This window comes from Vreelandella massiliensis, assembly GCF_900155385.1.
GTDB classification, from domain to species: Bacteria; Pseudomonadota; Gammaproteobacteria; order Pseudomonadales; family Halomonadaceae; genus Vreelandella; species Vreelandella massiliensis.
The window spans coordinates 973868-996443 of record NZ_LT699744.1; the positions used below are offsets into that span (position 1 = coordinate 973868).

At 57.8% G+C, this 22576-nt stretch carries 19 protein-coding genes; 7 read left to right on the top strand and 12 right to left on the bottom strand.

Features of this window, described 5'->3' with window-relative positions; translation table 11 throughout:
- Positions 1-31: 31 nt before the first annotated feature.
- On the bottom strand, positions 32-1306 hold the full coding sequence (locus tag BQ9846_RS04500; RefSeq protein WP_075879393.1) for an O-acetylhomoserine aminocarboxypropyltransferase/cysteine synthase family protein: 1275 nt from the start codon (positions 1304-1306) through the stop codon (positions 32-34).
- A 134-nt stretch (positions 1307-1440) separates the two neighbouring features.
- On the opposite strand from BQ9846_RS04500, the gene BQ9846_RS04505 reads away from it, so the two are divergent.
- The 5 genes from BQ9846_RS04505 to BQ9846_RS04525 are packed head-to-tail and all read left to right on the top strand — an operon-like array spanning position 1441 to position 6629.
- Positions 1441-3165: a SulP family inorganic anion transporter gene (locus BQ9846_RS04505; protein WP_075879394.1), complete on the top strand. Its 1725-nt coding sequence runs from the start codon at positions 1441-1443 to the stop codon at positions 3163-3165.
- 5 nt (positions 3166-3170) lie between these two features.
- Positions 3171-4295 carry an ABC transporter permease gene (locus BQ9846_RS04510; RefSeq protein ID WP_210433168.1) on the top strand — a complete coding sequence of 375 codons (1125 nt, stop codon included), beginning with the start codon at positions 3171-3173 and terminating at the stop codon, positions 4293-4295.
- A complete protein-coding gene (locus BQ9846_RS04515; protein WP_210433169.1) occupies positions 4292-5071 on the top strand; it encodes an ABC transporter ATP-binding protein in 780 nt (259 codons plus the stop codon). Before BQ9846_RS04510 ends, BQ9846_RS04515 begins: the two co-directional genes overlap by 4 nt.
- The gene (locus BQ9846_RS04520; RefSeq protein ID WP_075879396.1) at positions 5071-6021 is read left to right on the top strand and encodes an MlaD family protein; all 951 of its coding nucleotides are present in this window, start codon (positions 5071-5073) and stop codon (positions 6019-6021) included. Before BQ9846_RS04515 ends, BQ9846_RS04520 begins: the two co-directional genes overlap by 1 nt.
- A complete protein-coding gene (locus tag BQ9846_RS04525) occupies positions 6018-6629 on the top strand; it encodes an ABC-type transport auxiliary lipoprotein family protein (RefSeq protein WP_075879397.1) in 612 nt (203 codons plus the stop codon). Before BQ9846_RS04520 ends, BQ9846_RS04525 begins: the two co-directional genes overlap by 4 nt.
- Here the strand turns inward: BQ9846_RS04525 and BQ9846_RS04530 are convergent.
- The 10 genes from BQ9846_RS04530 to BQ9846_RS04575 all read right to left on the bottom strand — a co-directional run bounded on the left by BQ9846_RS04530 (position 6626) and on the right by BQ9846_RS04575 (position 19201).
- On the bottom strand, positions 6626-8470 hold the full coding sequence (locus BQ9846_RS04530; RefSeq protein WP_075879398.1) for a protein kinase domain-containing protein: 1845 nt from the start codon (positions 8468-8470) through the stop codon (positions 6626-6628). The two genes, BQ9846_RS04525 and BQ9846_RS04530, sit on opposite strands and share 4 nt — an antisense overlap.
- Before the next feature lie 23 nt (positions 8471-8493).
- A complete protein-coding gene (locus BQ9846_RS04535) occupies positions 8494-9756 on the bottom strand; it encodes a 2-oxo acid dehydrogenase subunit E2 (protein ID WP_075879399.1) in 1263 nt (420 codons plus the stop codon).
- Between the two features lie 31 nt (positions 9757-9787).
- Entirely contained in the window at positions 9788-10765 is a 978-nt protein-coding gene (locus tag BQ9846_RS04540; RefSeq protein ID WP_075879400.1) for an alpha-ketoacid dehydrogenase subunit beta, read from the bottom strand.
- 1 nt (position 10766) lies between these two features.
- On the bottom strand, positions 10767-11969 hold the full coding sequence (locus BQ9846_RS04545; protein WP_075879401.1) for a thiamine pyrophosphate-dependent dehydrogenase E1 component subunit alpha: 1203 nt from the start codon (positions 11967-11969) through the stop codon (positions 10767-10769).
- Positions 11970-12129: 160 nt separating this feature from the next.
- On the bottom strand, positions 12130-12828 hold the full coding sequence (locus BQ9846_RS04550; RefSeq protein ID WP_235818916.1) for an ABC transporter permease: 699 nt from the start codon (positions 12826-12828) through the stop codon (positions 12130-12132).
- Between the two features lie 58 nt (positions 12829-12886).
- Positions 12887-13852 carry an ABC transporter ATP-binding protein gene (locus BQ9846_RS04555; protein WP_075879402.1) on the bottom strand — a complete coding sequence of 322 codons (966 nt, stop codon included), beginning with the start codon at positions 13850-13852 and terminating at the stop codon, positions 12887-12889.
- Positions 13845-15050, bottom strand: a complete 1206-nt coding sequence (locus BQ9846_RS04560) for an ABC transporter permease (protein ID WP_075879403.1) — start codon at positions 15048-15050, stop codon at positions 13845-13847. The genes BQ9846_RS04555 and BQ9846_RS04560 overlap by 8 nt, the downstream gene beginning before the upstream one ends.
- Before the next feature lie 3 nt (positions 15051-15053).
- Positions 15054-15977 carry a glycine betaine ABC transporter substrate-binding protein OsmF gene (gene osmF, locus BQ9846_RS04565; protein ID WP_075879404.1) on the bottom strand — a complete coding sequence of 308 codons (924 nt, stop codon included), beginning with the start codon at positions 15975-15977 and terminating at the stop codon, positions 15054-15056.
- A 125-nt stretch (positions 15978-16102) separates the two neighbouring features.
- Complete coding sequence (cysS, locus tag BQ9846_RS04570; RefSeq protein ID WP_075879405.1) at positions 16103-17512, bottom strand: cysteine--tRNA ligase; 1410 nt, start codon at positions 17510-17512, stop codon at positions 16103-16105.
- A 9-nt stretch (positions 17513-17521) separates the two neighbouring features.
- Entirely contained in the window at positions 17522-19201 is a 1680-nt protein-coding gene (locus tag BQ9846_RS04575; protein WP_075879406.1) for a glutamine--tRNA ligase/YqeY domain fusion protein, read from the bottom strand.
- Positions 19202-19327: 126 nt separating this feature from the next.
- Here BQ9846_RS04575 and BQ9846_RS04580 point away from each other — a divergent pair, with 126 nt between their 5' ends.
- Together BQ9846_RS04580 and BQ9846_RS04585 are read left to right on the top strand one after the other, a co-directional pair.
- Positions 19328-19828 carry a peptidylprolyl isomerase gene (locus BQ9846_RS04580; protein WP_075879407.1) on the top strand — a complete coding sequence of 167 codons (501 nt, stop codon included), beginning with the start codon at positions 19328-19330 and terminating at the stop codon, positions 19826-19828.
- A 14-nt stretch (positions 19829-19842) separates the two neighbouring features.
- The gene (locus tag BQ9846_RS04585) at positions 19843-20616 is read left to right on the top strand and encodes a UDP-2,3-diacylglucosamine diphosphatase (RefSeq protein WP_075879408.1); all 774 of its coding nucleotides are present in this window, start codon (positions 19843-19845) and stop codon (positions 20614-20616) included.
- A 93-nt stretch (positions 20617-20709) separates the two neighbouring features.
- Here the strand turns inward: BQ9846_RS04585 and BQ9846_RS04590 are convergent, their stop codons facing one another.
- Positions 20710-22518, bottom strand: coding sequence for a SurA N-terminal domain-containing protein (locus tag BQ9846_RS04590; protein WP_075879409.1), 1809 nt, complete (start codon positions 22516-22518; stop codon positions 20710-20712).
- Positions 22519-22576: the final 58 nt, after the last annotated feature.

Sequence of the window (22576 nt, forward strand, 5' to 3'; positions counted from 1 at the left end):
GGGAGGGTTCGCCGTGATATGGATCAAACACTTAAACCTTAGCCGCCACTAATGCCTGATCGATATCGGCGAGCAAATCATCTACGTGCTCGATACCGATCGACAAACGCACCATGTCGGGCGTGACACCGGCTGTGCCCAATTCTTGCTCGTTGAGCTGACGGTGAGTGGTCGACGCCGGGATGGACGAGCAGCTTTTGGCATCGCCAATATTCACCAAACGCAGAATCAGCCCGAGCGCGTCATAAAAACGCTCCGCCGCCTCTTGGCCGCCTTCGATGCCAAAACTTAAGATGCCCGAGGCTTGCCCCTGCATATAACGCTCGGCCAGGGCGTGATCAGGATGGCTCTCAAGCCCGGCGTAGTGAACCCACTTTACTTGCGGGTGCGCCTCTAGGTGCTTCGCCACTGTCAGGGTGTTGGCACAGATGCGCTCGATACGCAGCGATAGCGTTTCCAGGCCTTGCAGCAGGTTCCAAGCGGCTTGCGCTGAGAGCGCCGCCCCCATGTTGCGCAGCGGTACGACACGCGCCCTGGCGATGAAAGCTGCCTCGCCGACATCGCGGGTATAGCTGACGCCGTGGTAGGAGACATCCGGTTCGGTGAGAAGCGGAAAGCGATTGGCATGTTCGGCCCAAGGGAACCGGCCGGAATCGACAATCACGCCGCCCACCGTCGTGCCGTGGCCGCCGATGTACTTGGTCGCCGAATGCACCACGATGTCCGCGCCATGCTCAATCGGACGGCATAGGAAAGGGGTTGCCGTGGTATTATCAACAATCACCGGGACACCATGGCGATGGGCAATCTCCGCCAGCTTGGCCAGATCCACCACCCCGCCCGAGGGGTTGCCGATACTTTCGCAATAAACCGCTTTCGTGCGGCCATCAATCAAGGCCTCGATGCCGTCGAAATCGTCCTTATCGGCAAAGCGCACGTTGATGCCCTGACGTGGCAGAGTATGGGCGAAAAGGTTGTAAGTGCCGCCGTAAAGCTCGCTAATCGAGACGATATTGTCTCCGGCCTCGGCAATCGTCTGGATCGCATAGGTGATCGCCGCCATGCCGGAGGCCACGGCCAGGCCCGCAAGCCCCCCTTCCAACGCCGCAACACGCTGCTCCAGGACCGCGCACGTGGGGTTCATAATGCGCGAATAGATATTGCCTTCTACTTTAAGGTCAAAGAGATCCGCCGCGTGCTGGGCGTTATCAAACGAAAACGATGTGGTTTGGTGGATGGGCACAGCCACCGCGTTCTGGCTATCGGGCAAGTAGCCATGGTGGAGGGCGAGGGTTTCACGTTTCATGGTTAACTCCTTGTTGTGTTTAGATACTGACTGGCGGTATCGATGCTAAACAAGCTTCAACGTTAAGGCCAATATCGTTTAGTCTGGTAGGCCTCGCATTAAGGCGAATCTTGCCCCAACGCATTTAAAGGCTCATGCTCAAACGCTACTTTCCCATTCTGACTTGGCTTCCCCACTATCATCAGCGCTTGTTCGCGGCTGACGCCTTGGCGGGGCTGATTGTCACCGTGATGGTGATTCCCCAGTCGCTTGCGTACGCGCTGCTCGCGGGGTTGCCCGCGGTCGTGGGCCTTTACGCCAGTATTCTGCCGCAGCTGATGTACTCCATGTTCGGCACAAGCCGCACCTTGGCGGTCGGCCCGGTCGCCATTATCGCGCTGATGACCGGTGCGGCGCTGTCGAGCATTGCAGCCCCGGGAAGTGCGGCCTACTTAGAAGCCGCCCTGGTGCTGTCGCTACTTTCCGGTGCCATGTTGGTGATCATGGGCTTGCTAAAAATGGGCTTTTTTAGCAATTTTTTAAGCCACCCGGTCATTTCCGGCTTTCTTACCGCGTCGGGTATACTCATCGCCGTCAGCCAGTTCAGCGCCCTTATTGGCGTTGAAAGCAGTGGCTTTACGCTTGTGGAGCGCCTCACGACGCTGCTCCCCAACCTCTCCGCCTTCAACATCCCCACCGCCCTGATAGGCATGGGCACGCTGCTTTTCTTGGTGTTGATGCGCCGCTACGGCAGAAAAAGCCTGCAGCGCTCAGGAGTCCCTTTTGCGCTAGCGGATCTGATCGCCAAGGCGGGCCCGGTATTTGCCGTGATCACCACCACCTTGGCGACCTGGTATTGGCAGCTCGATGCCGCTGGCGTTGCCACGGTGGGCGTCATCCCAGCGGGCTTGCCTCCTTTAAGTCTCCCCTTTTCGGATGCCTCGCTGTGGCGCGCGTTACTGATCCCGGCGCTTTTGATCAGCTTGGTGGGGTTTGTCGAGTCGGTCTCCATGGGGCAGATGCTCGCCGCCAAGCGGCGCCAGCGTATTTCACCCAATCAAGAACTCATTGGCCTGGGCGCGGCGAACTTGGCCGCCGGGGTATCAAGCGGTATGCCAGTCACCGGCGGGCTATCCCGCACGGTGATAAATTTTGATGCCGGCGCGCAAACCCCTGCCGCGGGGGCATTTGCCGCTTTGGGTATCGCGCTTGTCACCTTCGCGTTTACCGGCTGGCTCTACTATTTACCTATTGCGACGCTGGCGGCGACGATCACGGTTTCCATCCTAACGCTGGTGGATTACCCTACCTTGCGCCAAACATGGCGCTATTCGCGCAGTGATTTTGCCGCCATGGCCATCACCATCCTACTCACCCTTGTCGAGGGTATTGAGGCGGGGATTATGGCGGGTATCTCGCTTTCGATTGCGCTGTTTCTCTACCGTACCAGCCGCCCTCATAGCGCTTTGGTCGGTCGCGTGCCGGAAACCGAGCATTTTCGTAATATCACCCGCCACGATGTGGAAACCGTGGACCACGTCGCGCTGCTGCGTATTGATGAGAGCCTCTATTTTGCCAATGCCCGCTATTTAGAGGACACGCTTTATAACCTGGTCGCGAGTCGTCCTGCCCTTGAGCATGTGGTGATTGTCTGCTCGGCGGTCAATTTGATTGATGCATCAGCGCTTGAAAGCCTGGAAGCCATCAATTCGCGCCTGAAAGACTCCCACGTCACGCTACATTTGGCCGAAGTGAAAGGGCCCGTGATGGATAAGCTCAAACTGAGCGACTTACTTGAACAGCTCACCGGTCGCGTCTTTTTGAGCACTTACGCAGCGTGGCGAGAGCTTAGCCGCCCACCCGACCAATACGAGGAGTAACATCCGTGAACGATAACTCCTCGACATCTGCCCAGATTGAGGCCGACGGCGAGCGGCTAGTGCTTGCCGGCGACTGGACGCTTGAGCACTTCTATCGCATTCAGCGTAAGCTAAAAAGCCTCGATCCAAGCCAATTTACCACGCTCTGTTTCGATAACGTGACACGCCTTGATACCTCTGCGGCGCAATTGCTCGTCGAGTGGTTCGACCCTGCGCGCATGCATGAACTTTCATCGCAACTTCCCGCCAGCCGGCGCAGCCTGCTGTTAAGCGTGACCGAAGCCGTCCAGACCCAGCAACAAGACCCACCGCCCAAGGCCGACGCAAATACGCTAACTCAAGCGGTAGCGCTGCTGGGGCGGCATATGGAGTCGCTTTTTTTGCAGCAGAAGTACCTGCTCGCCTTTTTGGGCTTGGTGCTTTCGGCCCTGGCGCGCACGCTTTGGCGACCTAAACGCTGGCGCGTGACGGCAACGGTCTACCATATCCAGCAAACCGGGCTTAACGCGGTTCCTATCGTGGTACTGCTGACATTTATGGTGGGCGCGGTGGTCGCGTTTTTGGGCGCCACGGTGCTAGAAACGTTTGGCGCCACCATTTACACCGTGAATTTGGTCGCATTCGCGTTTTTGCGCGAGTTTGGTGTCATGCTTGCAGCTATTATGCTGGCCGGGCGCACCGCTAGCGCCTTTACCGCGCAACTGGGCTCCATGAAATCCAACGAAGAAGTGGATGCGCTTCACACCCAAGGATTAGACCCGATTGAAGTGCTGGTTCTACCGCGCGTGATTGCGCTATGGGTGAGCCTTCCGCTACTGGCATTTATTGGCACGCTTAGTGGCATATTCGGTGGCGCCGTGGTGAGCATGGTCGCGCTCGATATTCCGTTGGCCCAGTTCTTGCGCATTGTTGAGCGCGATATTGCCATTACGCATTTTTATGTGGGTATCGTTAAGGCCCCGGTATTCGCATTAGTCATTGCGCTTATTGGCTGTGCAGAAGGATTTAACGTCAGCGGCAGCGCCCAATCGGTAGGTGAGCACACCACCTCAAGCGTGGTGCAGTCGATTTTCATGGTAATTTTGCTGGATGCGCTAGCCGCGCTCTACTTTATGGAGATGGGCTGGTGAGTGATGAGGACGTCATTGACATTAGGCACTTAGAAAACCGCTTTGGCACGCATGTCGTGCATCAAGACCTGAACTTGACCCTAAAACGCGGTGAAATTCTGGGCGTGGTGGGAGGCTCGGGGAGCGGAAAATCGGTACTCATGCGCAGCATCGTGGGGCTTAAACCGATTGACGCCGGTGAGATACACGTTTTTGGGCACTCTTTAGACGCGCTAAGCGCCACGCAACGCGCGGCCATGGAACGCCGCTTTGGGGTGCTATTTCAACAAGGGGCGTTATATAGCTCATTGAACCTGCAGGAGAATATCGCCCTGCCCCTGGTGGAGCATACACCGCTCTCGCGCCAAGACGCCGAACACATCGCCCGCATGAAACTCGCCCTCGTGGGACTAAGCCCCAGTGTGGCAAAGCAAATGCCTGCCTCGCTTTCTGGGGGCATGATTAAGCGGGCTGCGCTCGCCCGGGCACTCGCACTCGACCCAGATGTGCTCTTTTTGGATGAACCCACCGCGGGGCTTGATCCCATCGGGGCGGCCAAGTTCGACCAGCTGCTGCTGACGCTTCGCGACGCGCTGGGATTTTGTGTCTTTCTCGTGACCCACGATCTCGATACCCTCTATACCACGTGCGACCGCGTCGCCGTGCTATCGCAAAAGCGCGTGCTGGTGGCCGATACCCTCGAGAACGTGGCCGCCACTGACGATGAATGGGTCCATGACTACTTTCATGGCCCACGCGGGCGCGCGGCCAAGGCTGCTGCCGAGGAGGCAAATTAATGGAAACGCGTGCTCATCACGTCGTGATTGGCCTTTTCACCCTGCTGACGCTAACGGCGGCGGTGCTGTTTTCGCTGTGGATGACGAAAGCGAGCCTAGAACGGGAATATCAGCACGTTGAAGTGGTCTTCCATCGCGCGGTTAGCGGTTTAAGTGTCGGAAGCCGCGTCGAGTACAGCGGCATCGACGTGGGTGATGTCGTTAATATGCGCCTAAACCCCGAGGATCCACGCGAAGTGTTAGCCCTTATACGCGTTGAGGCCGGCGTGCCGATTAAGGAAGACACGCGCGCGCGGTTGGGGCTTGCCAATATCACCGGCAGCATGACCTTACAGCTTTACGGTGGCACCCCAGAGAGCCCGCTATTGACCTCATCCGACGGCAGCCCGCCGCAAATTCTCGCCGAACCTTCGCCGCTTTACTCGCTTTTATCGGACGGCGAAGCCATCGTCAGCAATGCGAGTCAGTTACTCAGCAATCTCAACACACTCTTTGAAGAAGAGAGCACGGAACGTATCAGCCGTATTATCGCCAATGTGGAATCCATCAGCGCAGGATTAGCCGGCCAGCAGCAACAGTTTGAGCGCAGCATGCAAGCGTTCTCCGGCCTCACGCAAGAAGCCCGCGCGACGCTGGAAAGCCTTAATTCACTCAACCAAGAAGCCAACCGTCTGCTCACAAATGAGGGCAACGAACTCGTCGTCTCCTCTACCCGCGCCGCCGATTCGCTGAACCAAGTCTCGCAGCGTCTAAGCGTTCTCATCGAGACCAATGCCCCGACGCTTGAAACCACGCTGGAGAGTGCCGCTGCCGGCGCCCAATCACTGGCACCGGCGCTCGACGAGCTACGCAAGACCCTCAATAACATTAATCGCGTCACCCGACGCCTAGAGGAGAACCCACAAGAGTTTCTCTTCGGCGGCGAAACCGTTCAGGAGTTCCGGCCATGAGACACCCCGCTGCCCTTAAACCGATCGCGTTGCTGCTGCTGATCATGCTACTCACCAGCGGCTGTTCGGTGCTGCCTGAGAATACCCCGAATCAGCTTTACCGCCTTCCTGCCCCGGAGATGTTGGCAACTAATGCCCCACCGCAGCCGGTAACACTCAGCGTTCAGCCCCCCCAAGCCGGGAGACTTGTGGGCAGCGACCGTATTGTGGTGTGGCCCGGTGGCAATCAAGTAAGCGTTTACGGCGACGCGCGCTGGTACGATAACGCCCCGGCGATGCTGCAAAGCACATGGATCGATGCCCTTCAGCAAAGCGGAATTGTCCGCCATGTTAGCGCTGACCGCCAAGGCGCGGATTACCGCCTCACCAGCGAATTAAGGGACTTTCACATCGCCTATACACAAGGCACCCCCCAGGCGGTGATGCGCGTTGATGCGGTGCTACAAGACGCGGCCAGCGGTGAGCGTCTTGCCACCACGCAGCTTAGCGCCTCACAAGTATCCGAGAGCGAGAAAATCGAGGCTGTGGTGAATGCGCTGGGCGCGACGAATCAACAGATCAGCCAAGCGCTGATTGAGTGGTTACAGCTCACCCTGCTTGAGCGCTAAACACTGCCGGAAAAACGGCGCGGGTCGCGGGGGTAAAAGCGCTCCGGCTGGCAGGCCAGATGGGTAAAGGCGCGGGTATCTTTATAGGGCATCTTCATATACCCCGATACCCCCAAGCCTTCAATCTCGGGAACAGCGGCGAGAATCACCGCGAGCTGGCGCTGAAACTCAGCCTCTTGATGGGCATCGAGCAACCGGTAGTAACTGTGAATTTTAAGATGCAACGGCAGCGCCTCGAAGATAATCATGCCGGTGTGATGAATCGCATTGAGCCGTTCCAGGGCTTCGATAATGGAGGCTGGCAGGCTCAGAAGCTCTTCTGGATCGGGGCCGTCTTCAAAGTAGCTGTGCTGCCGGGAGCGATCCTCTACCTCGGGTAGGTCACTGACTTCGTAGGGGATCGTCATCATCGGCTCGGGATAGAAAGACTCGTTGGGCGATACGCGGTCGAGGTGAAGCGTCTTGCGCGCATCGAACAGGCAGCTTTTAAAGACCCCTTGGCGATGAATGGCACGCGCTAGATGCACCATGTTATTCACCGCTTGGGTAAAAGCCGGTTTTAGCGCCGGGTCGTGCAGGTTAAGTGAGGAGTCGATATACACCCCGTCGCGCTCCCAGCGCACCGCCAAGCCCCCCACCGCCGGGTATTTGCCCAGTCGGCTGACCGAGGCCAGAAACGCTTTTTCGGTTTCCCCCATGCCCTGCATAAACTGTTTATAGTAGCGATCAAGCTGCACGTCATTGACATCGTTGAGGGTTTCGACGACGTTTGCTTCCCGCAAGAACGATTTACGCGAGCTATACACCACGGTATCAATCTCGCGCTCGCTCGGCCGCGCCCATACGGGAATCAGCGGCGCCGGTTCCGGCGACGGCAAATCGAGCATGACGAGCTTGGCCAAACGCGGCATGGCGTTTAAAAAGTGATCCCCCGCGCGGTGTCGTACGGCGGGATCAAGATCCAGCATACCATCCAGGGTACGGGCAAACTCCATGGGAAGCCCTAGCGACGTGGCGGGAATGGCACGACAGCCAAACCGGCACGACTGCGCCGACGCCAGGGCATAAAGTGTACCCGCCGCCCCCTGTTCATCGAAACGCGGAGATGAAAGCGCCCCGTTAAGCTGCTCTTCCCCGATAAAGTAGACATCGCCCAGCCGGGCATTGGTCTGCTGCAAGTCCGAGGACATGAGCTCCATCACGCTGGTGGCGACAAACTGTAACTCGGCATCAAGCTGGGCAAAGACCGACGAACCCCAGTCGATCAGGGCGATATCTTCATGCTCAGGGTCAAAGACCAAGTTGGACGGCTTGATGTCACCATGCACGACGGGGCGCGCTTGTGGACCCGATTCACGCCGCAGCGCCTTGAGAATCTCCGCTAGCTGGGCGGCAATACGCACGATCAAGCGCGGCGAAAGCCTCCCTTCACGCAGCGAAACTTCCTCAAGGTTCCAGCCGGGAGCGCGCTCCATGGCCAAAATCGACTGGCCGTGCACGCGCTGGTACGCTTCCAGCGCCGGGATGCGCGGATGCGCCACCTGCTCTAGCATGAACGCCTCCTCTTCGAGGCGCTCCTGCAGGTGAGTTGGCAGCGTAATCCGCGAAAACTTGAACACCAGATCGCGCGGAGAACCTCCTGGTGGTGGCGCCGTTCGGCCGGCAAACACAAAACCGTAAGCGCCTTTGCCAATCAGCTTGATATCGCGATAACCCAGCTGCGATAGCTGAGTCTGGCACAGCGCCACCCACTCTTTTAGCTTGCGCGCATCCTGGTGGCTAAGCAGGTAGATCGACTGATCTTCCGGGATGTAGAACTGCTGCAAGGGCGCGTCAGCCATAGCAGGCTCCTGCTCCGTCGACGCTAGCGCAGCTGCAACAGCATCGTCTCGGGGGCTTCCAGGTAGGCCTTCCACTGGTTGCAGAAGCGCGCAATCGTGCCACCATCAATAAAGCGGTGGTCCCCGGCCCAGGTCACGGTCAGAATCGCCCGCCGCGTGACATTGCCGGCAGCATCAAAGCGCGGCAGCCACTGGGTTTTGCCGATCGCCACAATCGCGGCTTCAGGGGCGTTAATGATCGGCGCCGCGTAGGTGCCGCCCATGGCGCCAATATTGGAGATGGTGATGGTGCCGCCCTTGAGGTCGGCCTGCTCAACCCGCCCTTCACGCGCGGCCTGGGTCAGACGACCGACTTCACCGGCAACTTCCAACACCGACAGCGCGCCAACGTTTTTCACGTTGGGCACCAAAAGGCCGACCTTACTGTCCACAGCCATGCCGATATTGCACTCAGGGTAGTAGGCAAGCTCGGTGGCCTCGGCGTTGAGCTGGGCATTGAGAATGGGGTACTCCGCCACGGCCATCGCCATCGCTTTCATGAAAAACGGCATCAGTGTCAGCCGCTCGCCCATTGCCTCAGCCTGGGGCTTTAAGCGCTCGCGCAGGGCAAGCAACTCGGTCACATCAAGCTCTTCGCCATACTGGAAATGCGGGATCGTGGTGGCCGACGTCACCATCTGCTTGGCCATGGCGGCGCGCACGCCGCGCAGCGGCTCGACGCGCGGCGCCTGCGGTGACGCCGGTGTCGTCGCGATTTTTGCCGGCGCTTCCAGGTAGGCAAGGACATCCTCTTTCAGCACACGCCCGTCTTTGCCTGAACCGGCAATCGCCGCTAAATCCAGCCCGTGCTCACGGACCAGCCGGCGAACGGCGGGGCTTGCCGGCGTTTTGCCGTATGCGCCCGCTCCCTTGGCGGCCGTATCAGCGCTTTCGCTCTTAGCTGCGCTTTGGGGCGCTGGGGCCTCGCTGGGCTTAGCGGGCGCGCTTTCCTGCTCCCCTTTTTCGCGCGACGCTTCAGCGTTATCGGATACCTCGGATGCCGCCGCCTCGCCTTGAGCCTGATAGGCATAAAGCGGCGCGTGCACCTTGGCAATTTGCCCCTGCGGTACGTAAAGCTTGGTCACCACGCCTGCCTCTGGCGCGGTAATTTCGACCAGCGCTTTGTCGGTCATGACCTCCACAACCGGCTGGTCTTCCTCAATGGTGTCACCTTCGGCGACGCGCCACTCGACTACTTCGCACTCGACAATGCCTTCGCCGATATCCGGTAGCATGAACTCGCTCATTACTGTCTCCTCGTGCCCACGTCAATCGGCATTAAAAGTTAACGCTTCGTTGAATCGCTGCAAAAATTTTCAGGTGATCGGGGAAGTACTCTTTTTCCAAGGTCAGTGGGAAAGGCGTATCCAGCCCCGTCACCCGTTCAATGGGCGACTCTAAATAGAGGAAACAGCGCTCTTGAATCGTGGCGGCAATTTCGCCAGCAAAGCCACCGGTGAGCGGTGCTTCATGGGTAATAACCAAACGGCCGGTCTTGAGCACCGATTCTGCCACCGTGTCGGCATCCCAAGGCAAGAGGCTTCTGAGATCAATCACTTCACAGGCAATGCCGGCTTCTTCGGCGAGCGCCACGGCTTTATCAATCGTCTCCATCTGCGCGCCCCAGCCCACGATGGTGACATCGCTGCCTTCCTTGGTAATTTCCGCCTCGCCGATCGGCAGCTGGTAATCCTCCTCAGGCACTTCGCCGGTGGAGGCGCGATACAGACGCTTAGGCTCGAAAAAGATCACCGGGTCGGGGTCACGGATTGCCGCCAGCAGCAGGCCTTTGGCTTGATAGGGGTTACGCGGCATTACCACTTTCAAACCAGGCGTATGGGTAAAATACGCCTCGGGGGACTGTGAGTGGTAAAGGCCACCGTGGATACCGCCACCATAAGGGGTACGAATGGTTAAGCCGCCAACGTTAAACAAATCCCCGGAACGATAGCGAAACTTTGCGGTTTCGTTGACGATCTGGTCGAACGCCGGAAAGATGTAGTCGGCAAACTGGATCTCGGCGACCGGCACCCCGCCTTGGGCGGCCAAGCCGTTGGCAAAGCCAATAATGCCTTGCTCAACCAAGGGCGTATTAAAGCAGCGCGCCTTGCCGTACTTCTCCTGCAAGTGGCTCGTGGCGCGGAAGACACCGCCAAAAACGCCGACATCTTCGCCAAAACAGACGACTTTTTCGTCCTCCGCCATGGCGATATCCAAGGCGTTATTGATCGCTTGAAGCATATTCAGAGTCGGCATGTTACTCCCCTCCCTGCTGGTTGGCGTCATCGCGCACATCGAGATCGAGCGATTTCGCTCCGCGTGGGTATGCCTCGGGATAGCGGCGAATATGCTGCTTCAAGGAGTCAAACTGATGCTGCAGCGTCGGCGTGATATCGGCGTACACATCGCTGATCAGGGTATCGAGGGCCGGCGCCGGGCGCTTTTCGGCGCGCTTCATGGTCTCTAGCACCTCACGGCGTAGACGCTCTTGAAGTTCCGCCTCCTCATCGTCGCTCCACCACCCCTTGTGGTCGAGCCACTTCTGCATCCGCAGGATGGGATCTTTGAGCCGCCAGGTCTCTTCCTCGCTCTTGGCGCGATAGCCGGAGGGGTCGTCCGAGGATGAGTGCGCGGCCAGGCGGTAGGTCATGGCTTCGATCAGCACCGGCTGATTGTTTTCCACGGCAATCTTGCGCGCTTTTTGCGTGGCTTCATAAACCGCTAGCACATCGTTACCGTCGACGCGAATCACGTGCATGCGATAGCCAAAGGCCCTTGGGGCGATACCATCGGCGGCGAACTGCTCAACGGCGGGCGTGGAGATCGCGTAGCCGTTGTTACGGCAGAAGAAAATGACCGGCACCTTATGCACCGACGCCATGTTCAACGCGGCGTGGAAATCCCCCTCTGAGGCAGCCCCCTCACCAAAGAACGTCAGCGTGCAGTAGCCCTCTCCCGCCAATTTCTGGCCATACGCGTAGCCGGTCGCCTGGGGAATCTGGGTGGCGAGCGGCGAGGAAATCGTCATGTAGTGCAGCTTACGCGAGCCGTAATGCACGGGCATCTGGCGCCCTTTGCCGTAATCGAGCTCGTTGCCAAACAGTTGGTTCATGAACTCATCGAAGCTAAAGCCGCGATACATCAGCGCGCCCTGCTCGCGATACTGCGCCATGATCATGTCGGCATCATCGAGCGCGGCGGTCGCGCCCACGACCGCGGCTTCCTCACCGACACACTGCATATAGAAGGACAGCCGCCCTTGGCGCTGAGCCGCCATCATGCGCTCATCCATAATACGCGTGGCAAGCATGGCGTGATAAATACGGCGAGCGTGGTCGCGGTCTAACTCGGGATCCTGAGCTTCATCGTGAAGCTCGCCCTCAGGGTTCAGCACACTGAAGGTGGGAATAGAAAACTCATCACCGGTCATAAAGTCCGGTGAATATATCGTCTGTGTCATGGTTGTTGTCCTTGTCTTGCCCCTTTTGAGGGCAGTGTTGTCGGTTTTTCCCCGTTATGCCAGGGGATTTCCCCGGCATTGGTCAACGCAACATGTCGCCCGTGAGTGGTCACGGGTGACAGACGACACTAACGCACTCTCTTCACTTTCGGCATTCGACTTAAGATGTATATACGCGCAGACGTCGCTGCAACACTTCAAAAACGCTATCGACGCTCAGCGCCAGCAGGGCAATCACCAGCGCCCCCTGTACCACATAGGCCATATTAGTATTCACAATACCCGCGATGATCGGGTCACCCAGGTTACTCGCCCCCACCGTGGAACCGAGCGCCGCGGTGGCGATATTAATGGTGATCGAGGTGCGAACACCGGCGAGCATTACCGGCGCGGCTAGGGGTAGCTCTACCTGACGCAGAATTTGCCCATCGGTCATCCCCATGCCTTGCGCCGAAGAAATGGTCGCCGGGTCGACATCTTTCAGGCCGGCAATGGTATTGCGCACAACTGGCAGTAACCCGTAAAGCACCAGCGCCACGATAATGGGCAGCGTGCCGAAACCCAGAGTAGGGACGGCCAGCGCCAGCACCGCCACCGGCGGAAATGTCTGCCCTAATGATGCCACTTGAGTGGCCAGCGGAAGAAAGTCGCGGCCCCACTGCCGCGTGACAGCGATGCCGGCCAGAACGCCGACACTGACAGTAACCAGCGCGGCGCTACCCACCACGAACACGTGCCGCCCTAGTAGAGTGACAAAATCCGCTCGCTGGTAAATCACTTGGCGCACATCAGGCGCTAACCAGCGAAACAGTGACTCAGCAGCCGGTATTGCCACCACCGTCAAGGCAAGTAGCGCCATCCACAGCGCGGGAAGCAGCAGCTGGGCGGGGTGATAGGCGGAAAGCGGTTGCTGAGACTTACGACTCACGCGTACTTCCTTGCTCTGAGTGGGCTTCTTTGACCAGTTTACGCAGCGACAGCTCGCCGACCGGCACATCGTGTTGATCCACGACGGTCAAGCGCTCGCTATGGTCGCGTAGCATCACCGAAAGGGCTTGGCGAAGGGTATAACGCGAGGGGATGCGCGACTGGGCAGGAAGCGTGGGTCCAAGCGGGGCCATATGATCTTTCACACGAGTCAGCGACGCCTGCTTTAAGCCTCGTTCCAAACCGCCCAGTAACGAATCGACGAACTCATCGGCAGGTTTTTGCAGCAATGAAAGCGGCGAGCCCTGCTGAACGATTTTGCCGGCGCGCATCACGACCAAATGGTCCCCTAAGCGCAGTGCCTCATCCATATCGTGGGTAACAAATACCACGGTTTTATGCAGCCGCGCCTGCAGCTGCATTAGCATCTCTTGAAGCTTTTCGCGAGTGATGGGGTCAAGCGCACCGAAAGGTTCATCCATCAGCAGGATATCCGGGTCGGCCGCGAGCGCACGCGCCACACCGACCCTTTGCGCCTGCCCGCCGGAGAGCTGATGGGGGTATTTGTGGGCAAATTCACCGATGGGCAAGCCTAGAAGCTGCATCAACTCTTCCACACGCTGGCGCACCTGGCTGGTGGGCCACTTGAGCAGGCGGGGAACCAAGCCAATATTGCGCGCGACGTTCCAATGCGGGAAGAGCCCTGTATTTTGAATCACATAACCAATGCGGCGACGCAGAAGCACAGGGTCATAAGCTGAAATCGCCTGATCATCGAGCAGTATCTCGCCTTCGCTGTGCTCCAAAAGGCGATTAATCATCCGCAGCGTGGTGGATTTACCACAGCCAGAAGTCCCCACTAGGGCGCAAAAACTACCCTTGGGAACGTTTAACGAGACATCGTCAACGGCCACCGTTTCGCCGAAAAACTTGGACACATTTCGCAGTTCAATCATGCACTGCCCCCCGACGCAACTGGTCTGCGAGAGCGCCTACCCCTGCATCGGCAACAAGCGCCATGACCAAGATCGGCAGTGCGCCGAGTAACACCATATCCATCGCGGCCTGCCCTAGTCCTTGAAAAATAAAGGCGCCCAATCCACCGGCACCAATGAGCGCAGCCACCGCCGTTAAGCCGATGGCTTGTACCAGCGTGATACGCACCCCTTCGAGTAAAATCGGCAGTGCCAGCGGCACACGCACCTGCCAGAAGCGCTGTGAGGGGCGCATCCCCATGCCCATCGCTGCATCGAGCACATCGGGACTTACGGCCTCTAGCGCCACATAGGTATTACGCACAATGGGCAAGAGGCTATAAATAATCAAAGCAATCAGTGCCGGCGTCCAACCAATCCCCTTAATCCCGAGCTGGGCAGCGAAGGGGAGGTTGGCCGAAAGCCATGCCAGCGGCCCCAGCAATAACCCAAAGAGCGCCAAGCTTGGAATAGTCTGAAAAAAGTTTAAGAGCGCAAAGCCACCGCGCTGCAGGGCACGAAAGCGACGCATCAAAAGCGCGACCCCCATGCCGAGTGCGATACTCGCGCTGACCGCAATGGCCACCAGTGCAAGGTGCTCACGTATCGCGCGGTAAAACTGCGCCTCACGGGCCAAAAATTCTTGGACTAACGCCAAGCGATCAAGCCAGGCGGCAGCGCAAAGCCACCATACCGCACCAATTCCCACTAACAGTAACGCCATCCAGCCGCGCGCCAGGGATAGACGCAAACGCAACTCGACCAACCCCAAAAGGGCCAAGAAAAGCACGACCCAATAGGCGGGACCAATACCCAGTCGCGCCTGGGGCATCGTAGAATCGATCAGCCAGTGGCTCGCTGCCATTAAGCCAAACGGCATCAAAAGCAGTAATATCGCCAGGCCCGCAAATTGGGCGGCATAGATTAAGCGGGTGCGCTCAGGCTGGCTTGCCAGCGCGAGAATGGCCAGAATAATCAGCGTCGCAAGCCCACTGCCGCCCCAACCCAGCGCTTGCCAAACGGGGTAGCCGGTTCCCGACACAATGCGATTAGGGGCGACGCTCACCGTCGCAAGCCCCCATAGCGCCACCAGCATCGCAAGCCCTAGCGTCACCATGACCCAGTTGGGCCGCCACTGGGTTAAGCGTCCCTGCGTAGGAAGTGCATCCATTAGCGGCATGAATTATTGATCCGACGTGTTATGACGCAAGTTTTCCAAGTAGTCTTTCACGACTTGCTCGGCCGCCATGCCATTAACGGCGACATCCGCATTTAAATGCTGTAGCGTTTCAAGGTCTAGCGTATTAAAGACAGACGCCAACGCCGGCTCAATCTGGGGATACTGTTCCAGGACCTCTTCGCGCACCACCGGTGCGGGCTGGTAAACCGGTTGCACGCCTTTGGAATCCTCCAGCACCACAAGCCCCAGCGCACTCAGTCCCCCATCGGTACCATAGGTCATCGCCGCATTGGTGCCGCTCGTTTGCTGCGCTGCCGCGCGCATGGTCGCAGCGGTGTTGCCGCCAGAAAGCACTAAGAGCTGGTCTTCGCTGAGCTCAAACCCATAGGCCTCCTGGAAGGCAGGCAGGGCCTGTTCGGATTCCACGAACTCGGCACTCGCCGCGAATTTAAACTCACCGCCCGAGGCAAGATAATCAGCTAAGTCTTCCAGCGTTTTGAGATCATGCTCACGCGCCAGCTCCTGGCGCACACTCATCGCCCAGGTATTGTTGGCGCTGGCGGGAGTGAGCCAAATCAGGTGGTTTTCGGCATCCAGCTCGCGCACCGTTTGATAAGCCTTCTCCGCATCGTTCCAGACGTCACTGTCGGTCATGTCGAAAAAGAAAGCGCCATTGCCGGTATACTCGGGGTAGAGATCAATCTCTCCGGTTTTTAACGCCTCCCTTACCACGCTAGTGGCCCCCAGCTGCAAACGGTTCTCGGTGGGAATACCTTCATGCTCAAGCGTCTGAAGAATCAGCTGACCGAGCACCCCCCCTTCGGTATCGATTTTCGACGATACCACCACGGGGTCGTTTGCCTGGGCCGATGCCAGAAGGGAAGTTGACAGTAGGCCTGTCGCAATAAGAGATGTCGTGAGGCGCATGGTCACGCTCCTTTATCAAACAGAGGCGTGAGCCTCTGTTGCAGGTTGGGCAAATTTAGCGGTTCACGATGGAGTATAAGACCTTGGCGCGTTGAAGTCAGACGCCCGCAGGTGCCTGGCATCCTTTAGGTGGCTTCTGCTACCCATGTTGTGCCTTCGCGGGAGTCTTTAAGGACAATGCCTTGGCTTGCCAGCTCATCGCGGATGGCATCCGCCTTGGCGAAGTCTTTATGGGCTTTCGCTTCGGCACGCTCGCGGATTTTGGCCTCGATCTCCGCTTCGCTCAGCGCCAGCGCTTGGCCGCCTTTCAAAAAGGCCTCAGGCGGCTGCTGCAACAGGCCGAGCATCTCCCCCAGCGTTTTAAGCTCGTGGGCGAGTACCAGCGCCTGCTCGGTGTCATTGTCTCTGACGCGGTTAAGCTCACGGACCAAATCAAACAGTACCGATAGCGCTTCAGGGGTATTGAAATCGTCGTCCATCGCGGCGAAAAAACGCTCACGAAAACCGCTGCCCTTGGTGGCGTGAGCGATATCGCCATTGTCGATAGACGCGTCAAGCGAAAGCCCCTCAAGCGACGTATAAAAACGCACCAGCGATTTGCGCGCCTCAAGCAGCGAATCCACCGAGTAGTTAATCGGGCTGCGATAGTGGCTGGCGACAAGCAGGTAGCGTACGACTTCGGCATCGTGCTCGCTTAAAACGTCGCGAATGGTGAAGAAATTGCCCAATGATTTGGACATTTTCTCCTGATTCACCCGAACCGCGCCGGCGTGCATCCACGTGGAGACGAACGGCTTGCCGTTCGCCGCCTCGGACTGGGCAATTTCGTTTTCATGGTGCGGGAAGGTGAGATCCGGCCCGCCGCCGTGAATATCGAACGTCTCACCCAAGCAGCACTTTGACATCGCCGAGCACTCGATATGCCAACCCGGACGCCCATCCCCCCAGGGAGAGGCCCAATGCGCTTCCCCTGCCTTGGCGGCTTTCCATAAAACGAAATCGAGCGGGTCTTCCTTGTGGGCGTCAACCTCAACACGCGCCCCCGAGCGCATCTCATCCAGGTTACGGTTATTGAGCTTGCCGTAGCCCTCAAACTTGCGCACTCGATAGTAGACATCGCCATTCTCGGCCGCGTAGGCGTAGCCCTTTTCGATCAGCGTCTCGATCATGGCGATGATGTCATCGATATGGCGCGTTGCCCGAGGCTCTTCATCCGGCGGTAGCACGGCGAGGCGAGCCTCGTCTTCGTGCATGGCATCGATCATGCGCTCGGTCAGCGCGTCGATGCTCTCGCCGTTCTCATCGGCGCGCTTCAATATTTTATCGTCGATATCGGTGATATTGCGCACGTAGGTCACGTCGTACCCCCGCGCGCGCAGATAACGGGTGATCACATCAAAGGCGACCATGACGCGCGCGTGCCCAAGGTGGCAGTAGTCATACACGGTCATCCCGCAGACATACATACGCACCTTGCCAGGCTCAAGCGGTTGGAAAGGCTCTTTGCGCCGCGTTAAGGTGTTGTAGATCTGCATAGCCCCTCCTTAGCCTTTCTGCTTGATTTTCGCCCAAGTATCTTTTAGGCCCACGGTACGATTAAACACTAGGTGCGCCGGCGTGGAGGCGTGACGGTCGGCGCAGAAGTAGCCCACGCGCTCGAACTGAAAGCGCGACTCGGGCGTGGCATGCGCCAAGCTCGGCTCGCCAATCGCTTGGCACACGCTGAGCGATTCGGGGTTCAAATGCTCCAGAAAGTCGGCGTCCTTATCCTTGTCGGGCTGCTCTTCCAAAAAGAGATTGTCATATAAGCGCACTTCCAAGGGCACCCCGTGGACTGCGCTCACCCAATGAATAACCCCCTTTACTTTGCGGCCTTCAGGGTTCTTACCCAGGGTATCAAAGTCAACCGAGCAGCGAAGCTCCGCCACCTCGCCATTGGCGTCCTTGATCACCTCATCGCAGCGGATCACATACGAGTTGCGTAGGCGCACCTCTTTACCCGGCGCCAAGCGGAAGTACTTTTTCGGCGGCTCTTCCATGAAGTCATCGCGGTCAATGTACAGCTCGCGAGTAAAGGGCACGTGGCGTACCGGCATGTCATCACGCGCGGGATGGCCCAACACCTCGTATACCTCTTCATGCGCTTCGGGTACGTTGGTCAGTACCACTTTCAGCGGCTTTAAGACACACATGGCCCGCGGGGCATTGTCTTCAAGGTCGGAGCGAATGGCGTGCGTCAGCATGGCGATATCCACCAGACCACCGTCAGCACGGGTCACGCCGATCATTTCGCAGAACTTGCGTATCGACGCCGGCGTGTAGCCGCGGCGGCGCATGCCGGAAATAGTCGGCATGCGGGGGTCATCCCAGCCGTCGACAATGGCGTTATCCACCAGCAGCTTCAGCTTGCGCTTAGAGGTCAGCGTATAGTTGAGGTTCAAGCGCGCAAACTCGATCTGGCGGGGCTTACACGGCACCGGGAGGTTATCCAAAAACCACTCGTAAAGCGGGCGGTGGTCCTCGAACTCCAAGGTGCAGATAGAGTGCGTCACGCCCTCAAGCGCATCCGACTGGCCGTGGGTGAAGTCGTAGGAGGGGTAAATTTTCCACTTATCACCCGTTTGGTGGTGGCTAGCGTGGCGAATGCGGTAGAGAATGGGGTCGCGGAGGTTGATATTGGGCGAGGCCATATCGATTTTCGCCCGCAACACTTTCTCGCCTTCCGCGAACTCGCCATCGCGCATGCGCGCCAGCAAGTCGAGGTTTTCTTCTACACTGCGCTCGCGATAAGGACTGGGTTTGCCGGGCTCGGTAAGGGTACCGCGGTACTCACGAATTTCATCCGGAGAGAGATCGTCAACGTAGGCTTTGCCTTCACCAATCAAATGCTGCGCCCAGGCGTAGAGCTGATCGAAATAGTCCGAAGCAAAGCGCACAGGCCCCGCCCACTCGAATCCAAGCCAGCTCACATCCTCTTTGATCGCATCGATATAGGCTTGCTCTTCCTTCGCCGGGTTGGTGTCATCAAAGCGCAAGTGACACACACCACCCATCTGTTCCGCCAAGCCAAAATTCAAACAGATCGATTTCGCATGGCCTATGTGCAGAAAGCCGTTGGGCTCGGGAGGAAAGCGCGTCACGATGTTGGTGACCTGGCCGCCCTCGATCTCTTCGCGTACTTGGTTACGAATAAAATTCGGCGCTGGGGTGGTCTCGTTGGTCATGGTGGAGTTGGTAACCTCATAGTGGATGGCGTGCCGGGCTTCGCGGTGCCGAGCAAAACGGCTATTATAACGTGACGCCTGAGCATAGCACCAAGGCGAAGGCCTTTATTGAACAGGAATTTATCCATGATCGTATTACAGACGAACTTCGGTGACATCACCATTGCCCTTAACCACGAAAAAGCACCGGTAACGGCGGCGAATTTTGAGCAGTATGTACGCGACGGTTTTTACGATAACACGCTGTTTCACCGCGTCATCGACGGCTTTATGGTGCAAGGCGGCGGGTTTGACCAGGACTTCAACCAAAAACCCACTCGTGACTCGATCGAGAATGAAGCCGACAACGGCCTGAAAAACACAAAAGGCACACTGGCCATGGCGCGCACGCAGGACCCTCACTCCGCGACAGCGCAATTTTTCATCAACGTTAACGACAATAGCTTCTTGGATCACAGCGGCAAATCGGTACAGGGCTGGGGCTATGCGGTATTCGGTGAAGTGGTTGACGGCATGGACGTGGTAGAGAAGATCAAAAACGTCAGCACTACCCGCCGCGGTATGCACGCCGATGTACCCACTGAGGACGTGGTCATTGAGCGCGCCTACGTCAAGGAAGCTGACTGAAAACGGAGAGCCTTATGCGCACTCTGCTGATAGCTGATTTACACCTAAGTGAACATACCCCTGACATTACGCAGGGGTTTATCAACTACTTAGCCACCACCGCGGTGGATGCCCAGGCCGTCTATATTTTAGGCGACCTGTTTGATGCCTGGATAGGGGATGATTTGCTGGATTACCCCCACCCGCTCGCAGATGTCGCCACCCGCGTCTCGACCGCGTTATCCACGCTTGCCAATAACGGCACCCGCGTCTACCTGATGCACGGCAATCGCGACTTTTTTATCGGCCAGCGGTTCGCTGACGCCTGTAGCGCTACGCTCCTGCCGGATATTCAAGAGGCTGAGCTTCACGGGATTCCGCTCGTGCTTTTGCACGGCGATAGCCTTTGCACACTCGACAAAGACTATATGGCCTTTCGTGAGCAATCGCGTGACCCGCAGTGGCAAGCGCAGATGCTGGCATTACCGCTTGAACAGCGTTTGGAACTCGCCTCAAGTTTGCGCCAGCAATCGGGCGCGGCGAACGCAAAAAAAGCAGACGCCATTATGGATGTAACGCCCTCCGAAGTCGTGAAACTGATGGAGAAGCGTGGCGTGGCCACGATGATCCATGGTCACACCCACCGGCCCAAGGTGCATGAACTGACCGTGGACGGCGTACCCGCCAAGCGCTTTGTACTGGGGGATTGGGATAGCCAGCATGGCTGGGATATTGTGATCGACGAAAAATCTGAGCACGCGACCGCACCGCATCTGCGCCAATTTCCTCTCGACCAACCACCCGTCTAAAAACGCGCTTTTTCGTCCTCCTCACACAAGCGCCGCCCACTTGGCAATAAACAACAAGTGGGCGGCGCCTTTGCAGCACGTGGCTAATCGGTTTTAGCGACGCTCTATCTCCGCTTCGCCGCGTAGGTGATCAATCAATCCTTGAATCACCGATTGAGCGCGTAGCTGCTCGGCCAACTGAGCCACAAACCGTTCAGTCTGCTCATCGACCTGGCCTTCGTTCACTTCATCCAATGCGATAAGCGCAACGCCCTGAGGGAGCTCGACATAACGATAGGTGCTTTCATCCTCTTCAGGATGCGGCATGCGGAAAGCCGCCTGCACAATCATCCTCGGGAGAGTGGTATCCGATTCGCGGCTAACGCTATCCGCTTCTTGCCAGTCGATGGCTTCACTATCAGGGTCCGACAGTAGAGTTTTGGCCTCTTCGACAAGCGCCTCTTGCTGCTTACGCGCTCTGACCGCTGCCTCGACTTGATCGCGCACCTCTTCCAAAGGAAGGACAGTAGCATCACGATGCTCTGCCACCCGTAAGACCAACCGCCGATCGTTATCCAGCTCAATCACTTCGCTGTTATACCCCTCTTCCAGCACCTCTTCGCTGAAGGCAGCCTCCATGACGCCCGGCTCGGAGAGCACACCTTCCCCCTCGCCTTTTGCCAGCCAGTCGCTCTCTTTGAGCGTGAGACCAATGTCATCGGCCACGCTTTGCAGATCGTCGGCCGCAAAGCTTTCATCAATGAGCTGCTGAACGCGCTGGTTAAATTCATCCTCCACTTCGCGCATCGCCACGTCTTGGCGCAGCCTTTCGCGCTGCTCTTCAAACGCTGGACGGTCGATCTCTTGGACGTTAATAATATGGAAAGCGTTATCCATCTCCACAGCCGATGAGATTTCGCCTTCCTCCAGGGAGAAAGCCGCTTCGTCAAAGGCCTCGCCGAAGAAGCCACGGCTAATCTCACCCAGGTCACCGCTATCTTCGGCACTTGCGGTATCATCGGAATAGCGGGCCGCGGTCTCGGCAAAGCTCTCACCGCTCTCAAGCGCCGCTAAAGCTTCCTCTGCACGCGCCTGGGCTTGTTCACGCGTGCGCTCATCACCGTAGGTAATCATGATATGGGCGACGTCACGATCCGCATCCCGATGCCGATCGCGCCATGCTTCCCGCAATTCAGCCTCCTCTACCTCAACGTCTTCGGCCATCTCTTCCCGGTCAACGACGACATAGCGCAGGCGTACCTGTTCGGGGCGCTCAAAGCGCTCGGCATTTTCCTCGTAGTAGCGCTCAAGCTCCGCTTGGCTGACGTCGATGTTGCCTGTAGCGTCAGCCGTCAAAATAGCGTAGCGGAAACTGCGCTGCTGGCGCTGCAGTTCGGCTAAGCGCTGCTGCTCTGTCGGCAAGGTAAAATCACTGAAGGCGAGCCCTTGCTGCAACTGGCGGCGCTTTACATCCGTGCGTAACTCCTCACGAAATGATAGCGGTGTGTAGCCCGCGCTGGCTAAGCGGTTGCGAAACAGCTCCGAGGAAAAAACGCCTTCCTGGTCTTGAAACTCCGTCAGGCTGACGATCAACTGATCTAGCTGGTCTTCGGACACATACAGACCGCCCTCTTCCGCGTACTGGGTCAACAGGCGTTGCGTAATCAGTTGATCGAGCATTTCATTGCGCAGAGCGCGCTCCTGCTCGGGGGGGACTTGACCTGAGCGCATCGCTCGCTGCACTTCAAGTTCCACTTCTTGACGCACGATAGGCTCGCCATTGACCCGAGCCACTTCCTCAGGATCGCTGCCAAAGAGACCAAAAAGCGACTCCACGCCAAACAGCGCCATCGCGGCCACCATGACGCCAATGATAATTTTTGCGCCCCAGCTTCTGGAGCCATCTCGTATACTTTGCAGCATGTTAGCCTCAGTTCAAACAGCCAAACGGTTCGATTGCAAACAGTGGCCAAAAATAACA

Coding starts and splice junctions, on each gene's coding strand:
- BQ9846_RS04500 (WP_075879393.1), bottom strand. CDS start 1,306: ATGAAACGTGAAACCCTCGCCCTCCACCATGGCTACTTGCCCGATAGC.
- BQ9846_RS04505 (WP_075879394.1), top strand. CDS start 1,441: ATGCTCAAACGCTACTTTCCCATTCTGACTTGGCTTCCCCACTATCAT.
- BQ9846_RS04520 (WP_075879396.1), top strand. CDS start 5,071: ATGGAAACGCGTGCTCATCACGTCGTGATTGGCCTTTTCACCCTGCTG.
- BQ9846_RS04525 (WP_075879397.1), top strand. CDS start 6,018: ATGAGACACCCCGCTGCCCTTAAACCGATCGCGTTGCTGCTGCTGATC.
- BQ9846_RS04530 (WP_075879398.1), bottom strand. CDS start 8,470: ATGGCTGACGCGCCCTTGCAGCAGTTCTACATCCCGGAAGATCAGTCG.
- BQ9846_RS04535 (WP_075879399.1), bottom strand. CDS start 9,756: ATGAGCGAGTTCATGCTACCGGATATCGGCGAAGGCATTGTCGAGTGC.
- BQ9846_RS04540 (WP_075879400.1), bottom strand. CDS start 10,765: ATGCCGACTCTGAATATGCTTCAAGCGATCAATAACGCCTTGGATATC.
- BQ9846_RS04545 (WP_075879401.1), bottom strand. CDS start 11,969: ATGACACAGACGATATATTCACCGGACTTTATGACCGGTGATGAGTTT.
- BQ9846_RS04550 (WP_235818916.1), bottom strand. CDS start 12,828: ATGGCGCTACTTGCCTTGACGGTGGTGGCAATACCGGCTGCTGAGTCA.
- BQ9846_RS04555 (WP_075879402.1), bottom strand. CDS start 13,852: ATGATTGAACTGCGAAATGTGTCCAAGTTTTTCGGCGAAACGGTGGCC.
- BQ9846_RS04560 (WP_075879403.1), bottom strand. CDS start 15,050: ATGCCGCTAATGGATGCACTTCCTACGCAGGGACGCTTAACCCAGTGG.
- osmF (WP_075879404.1), bottom strand. CDS start 15,977: ATGCGCCTCACGACATCTCTTATTGCGACAGGCCTACTGTCAACTTCC.
- cysS (WP_075879405.1), bottom strand. CDS start 17,512: ATGCAGATCTACAACACCTTAACGCGGCGCAAAGAGCCTTTCCAACCG.
- BQ9846_RS04575 (WP_075879406.1), bottom strand. CDS start 19,201: ATGACCAACGAGACCACCCCAGCGCCGAATTTTATTCGTAACCAAGTA.
- BQ9846_RS04580 (WP_075879407.1), top strand. CDS start 19,328: ATGATCGTATTACAGACGAACTTCGGTGACATCACCATTGCCCTTAAC.
- BQ9846_RS04585 (WP_075879408.1), top strand. CDS start 19,843: ATGCGCACTCTGCTGATAGCTGATTTACACCTAAGTGAACATACCCCT.
- BQ9846_RS04590 (WP_075879409.1), bottom strand. CDS start 22,518: ATGCTGCAAAGTATACGAGATGGCTCCAGAAGCTGGGGCGCAAAAATT.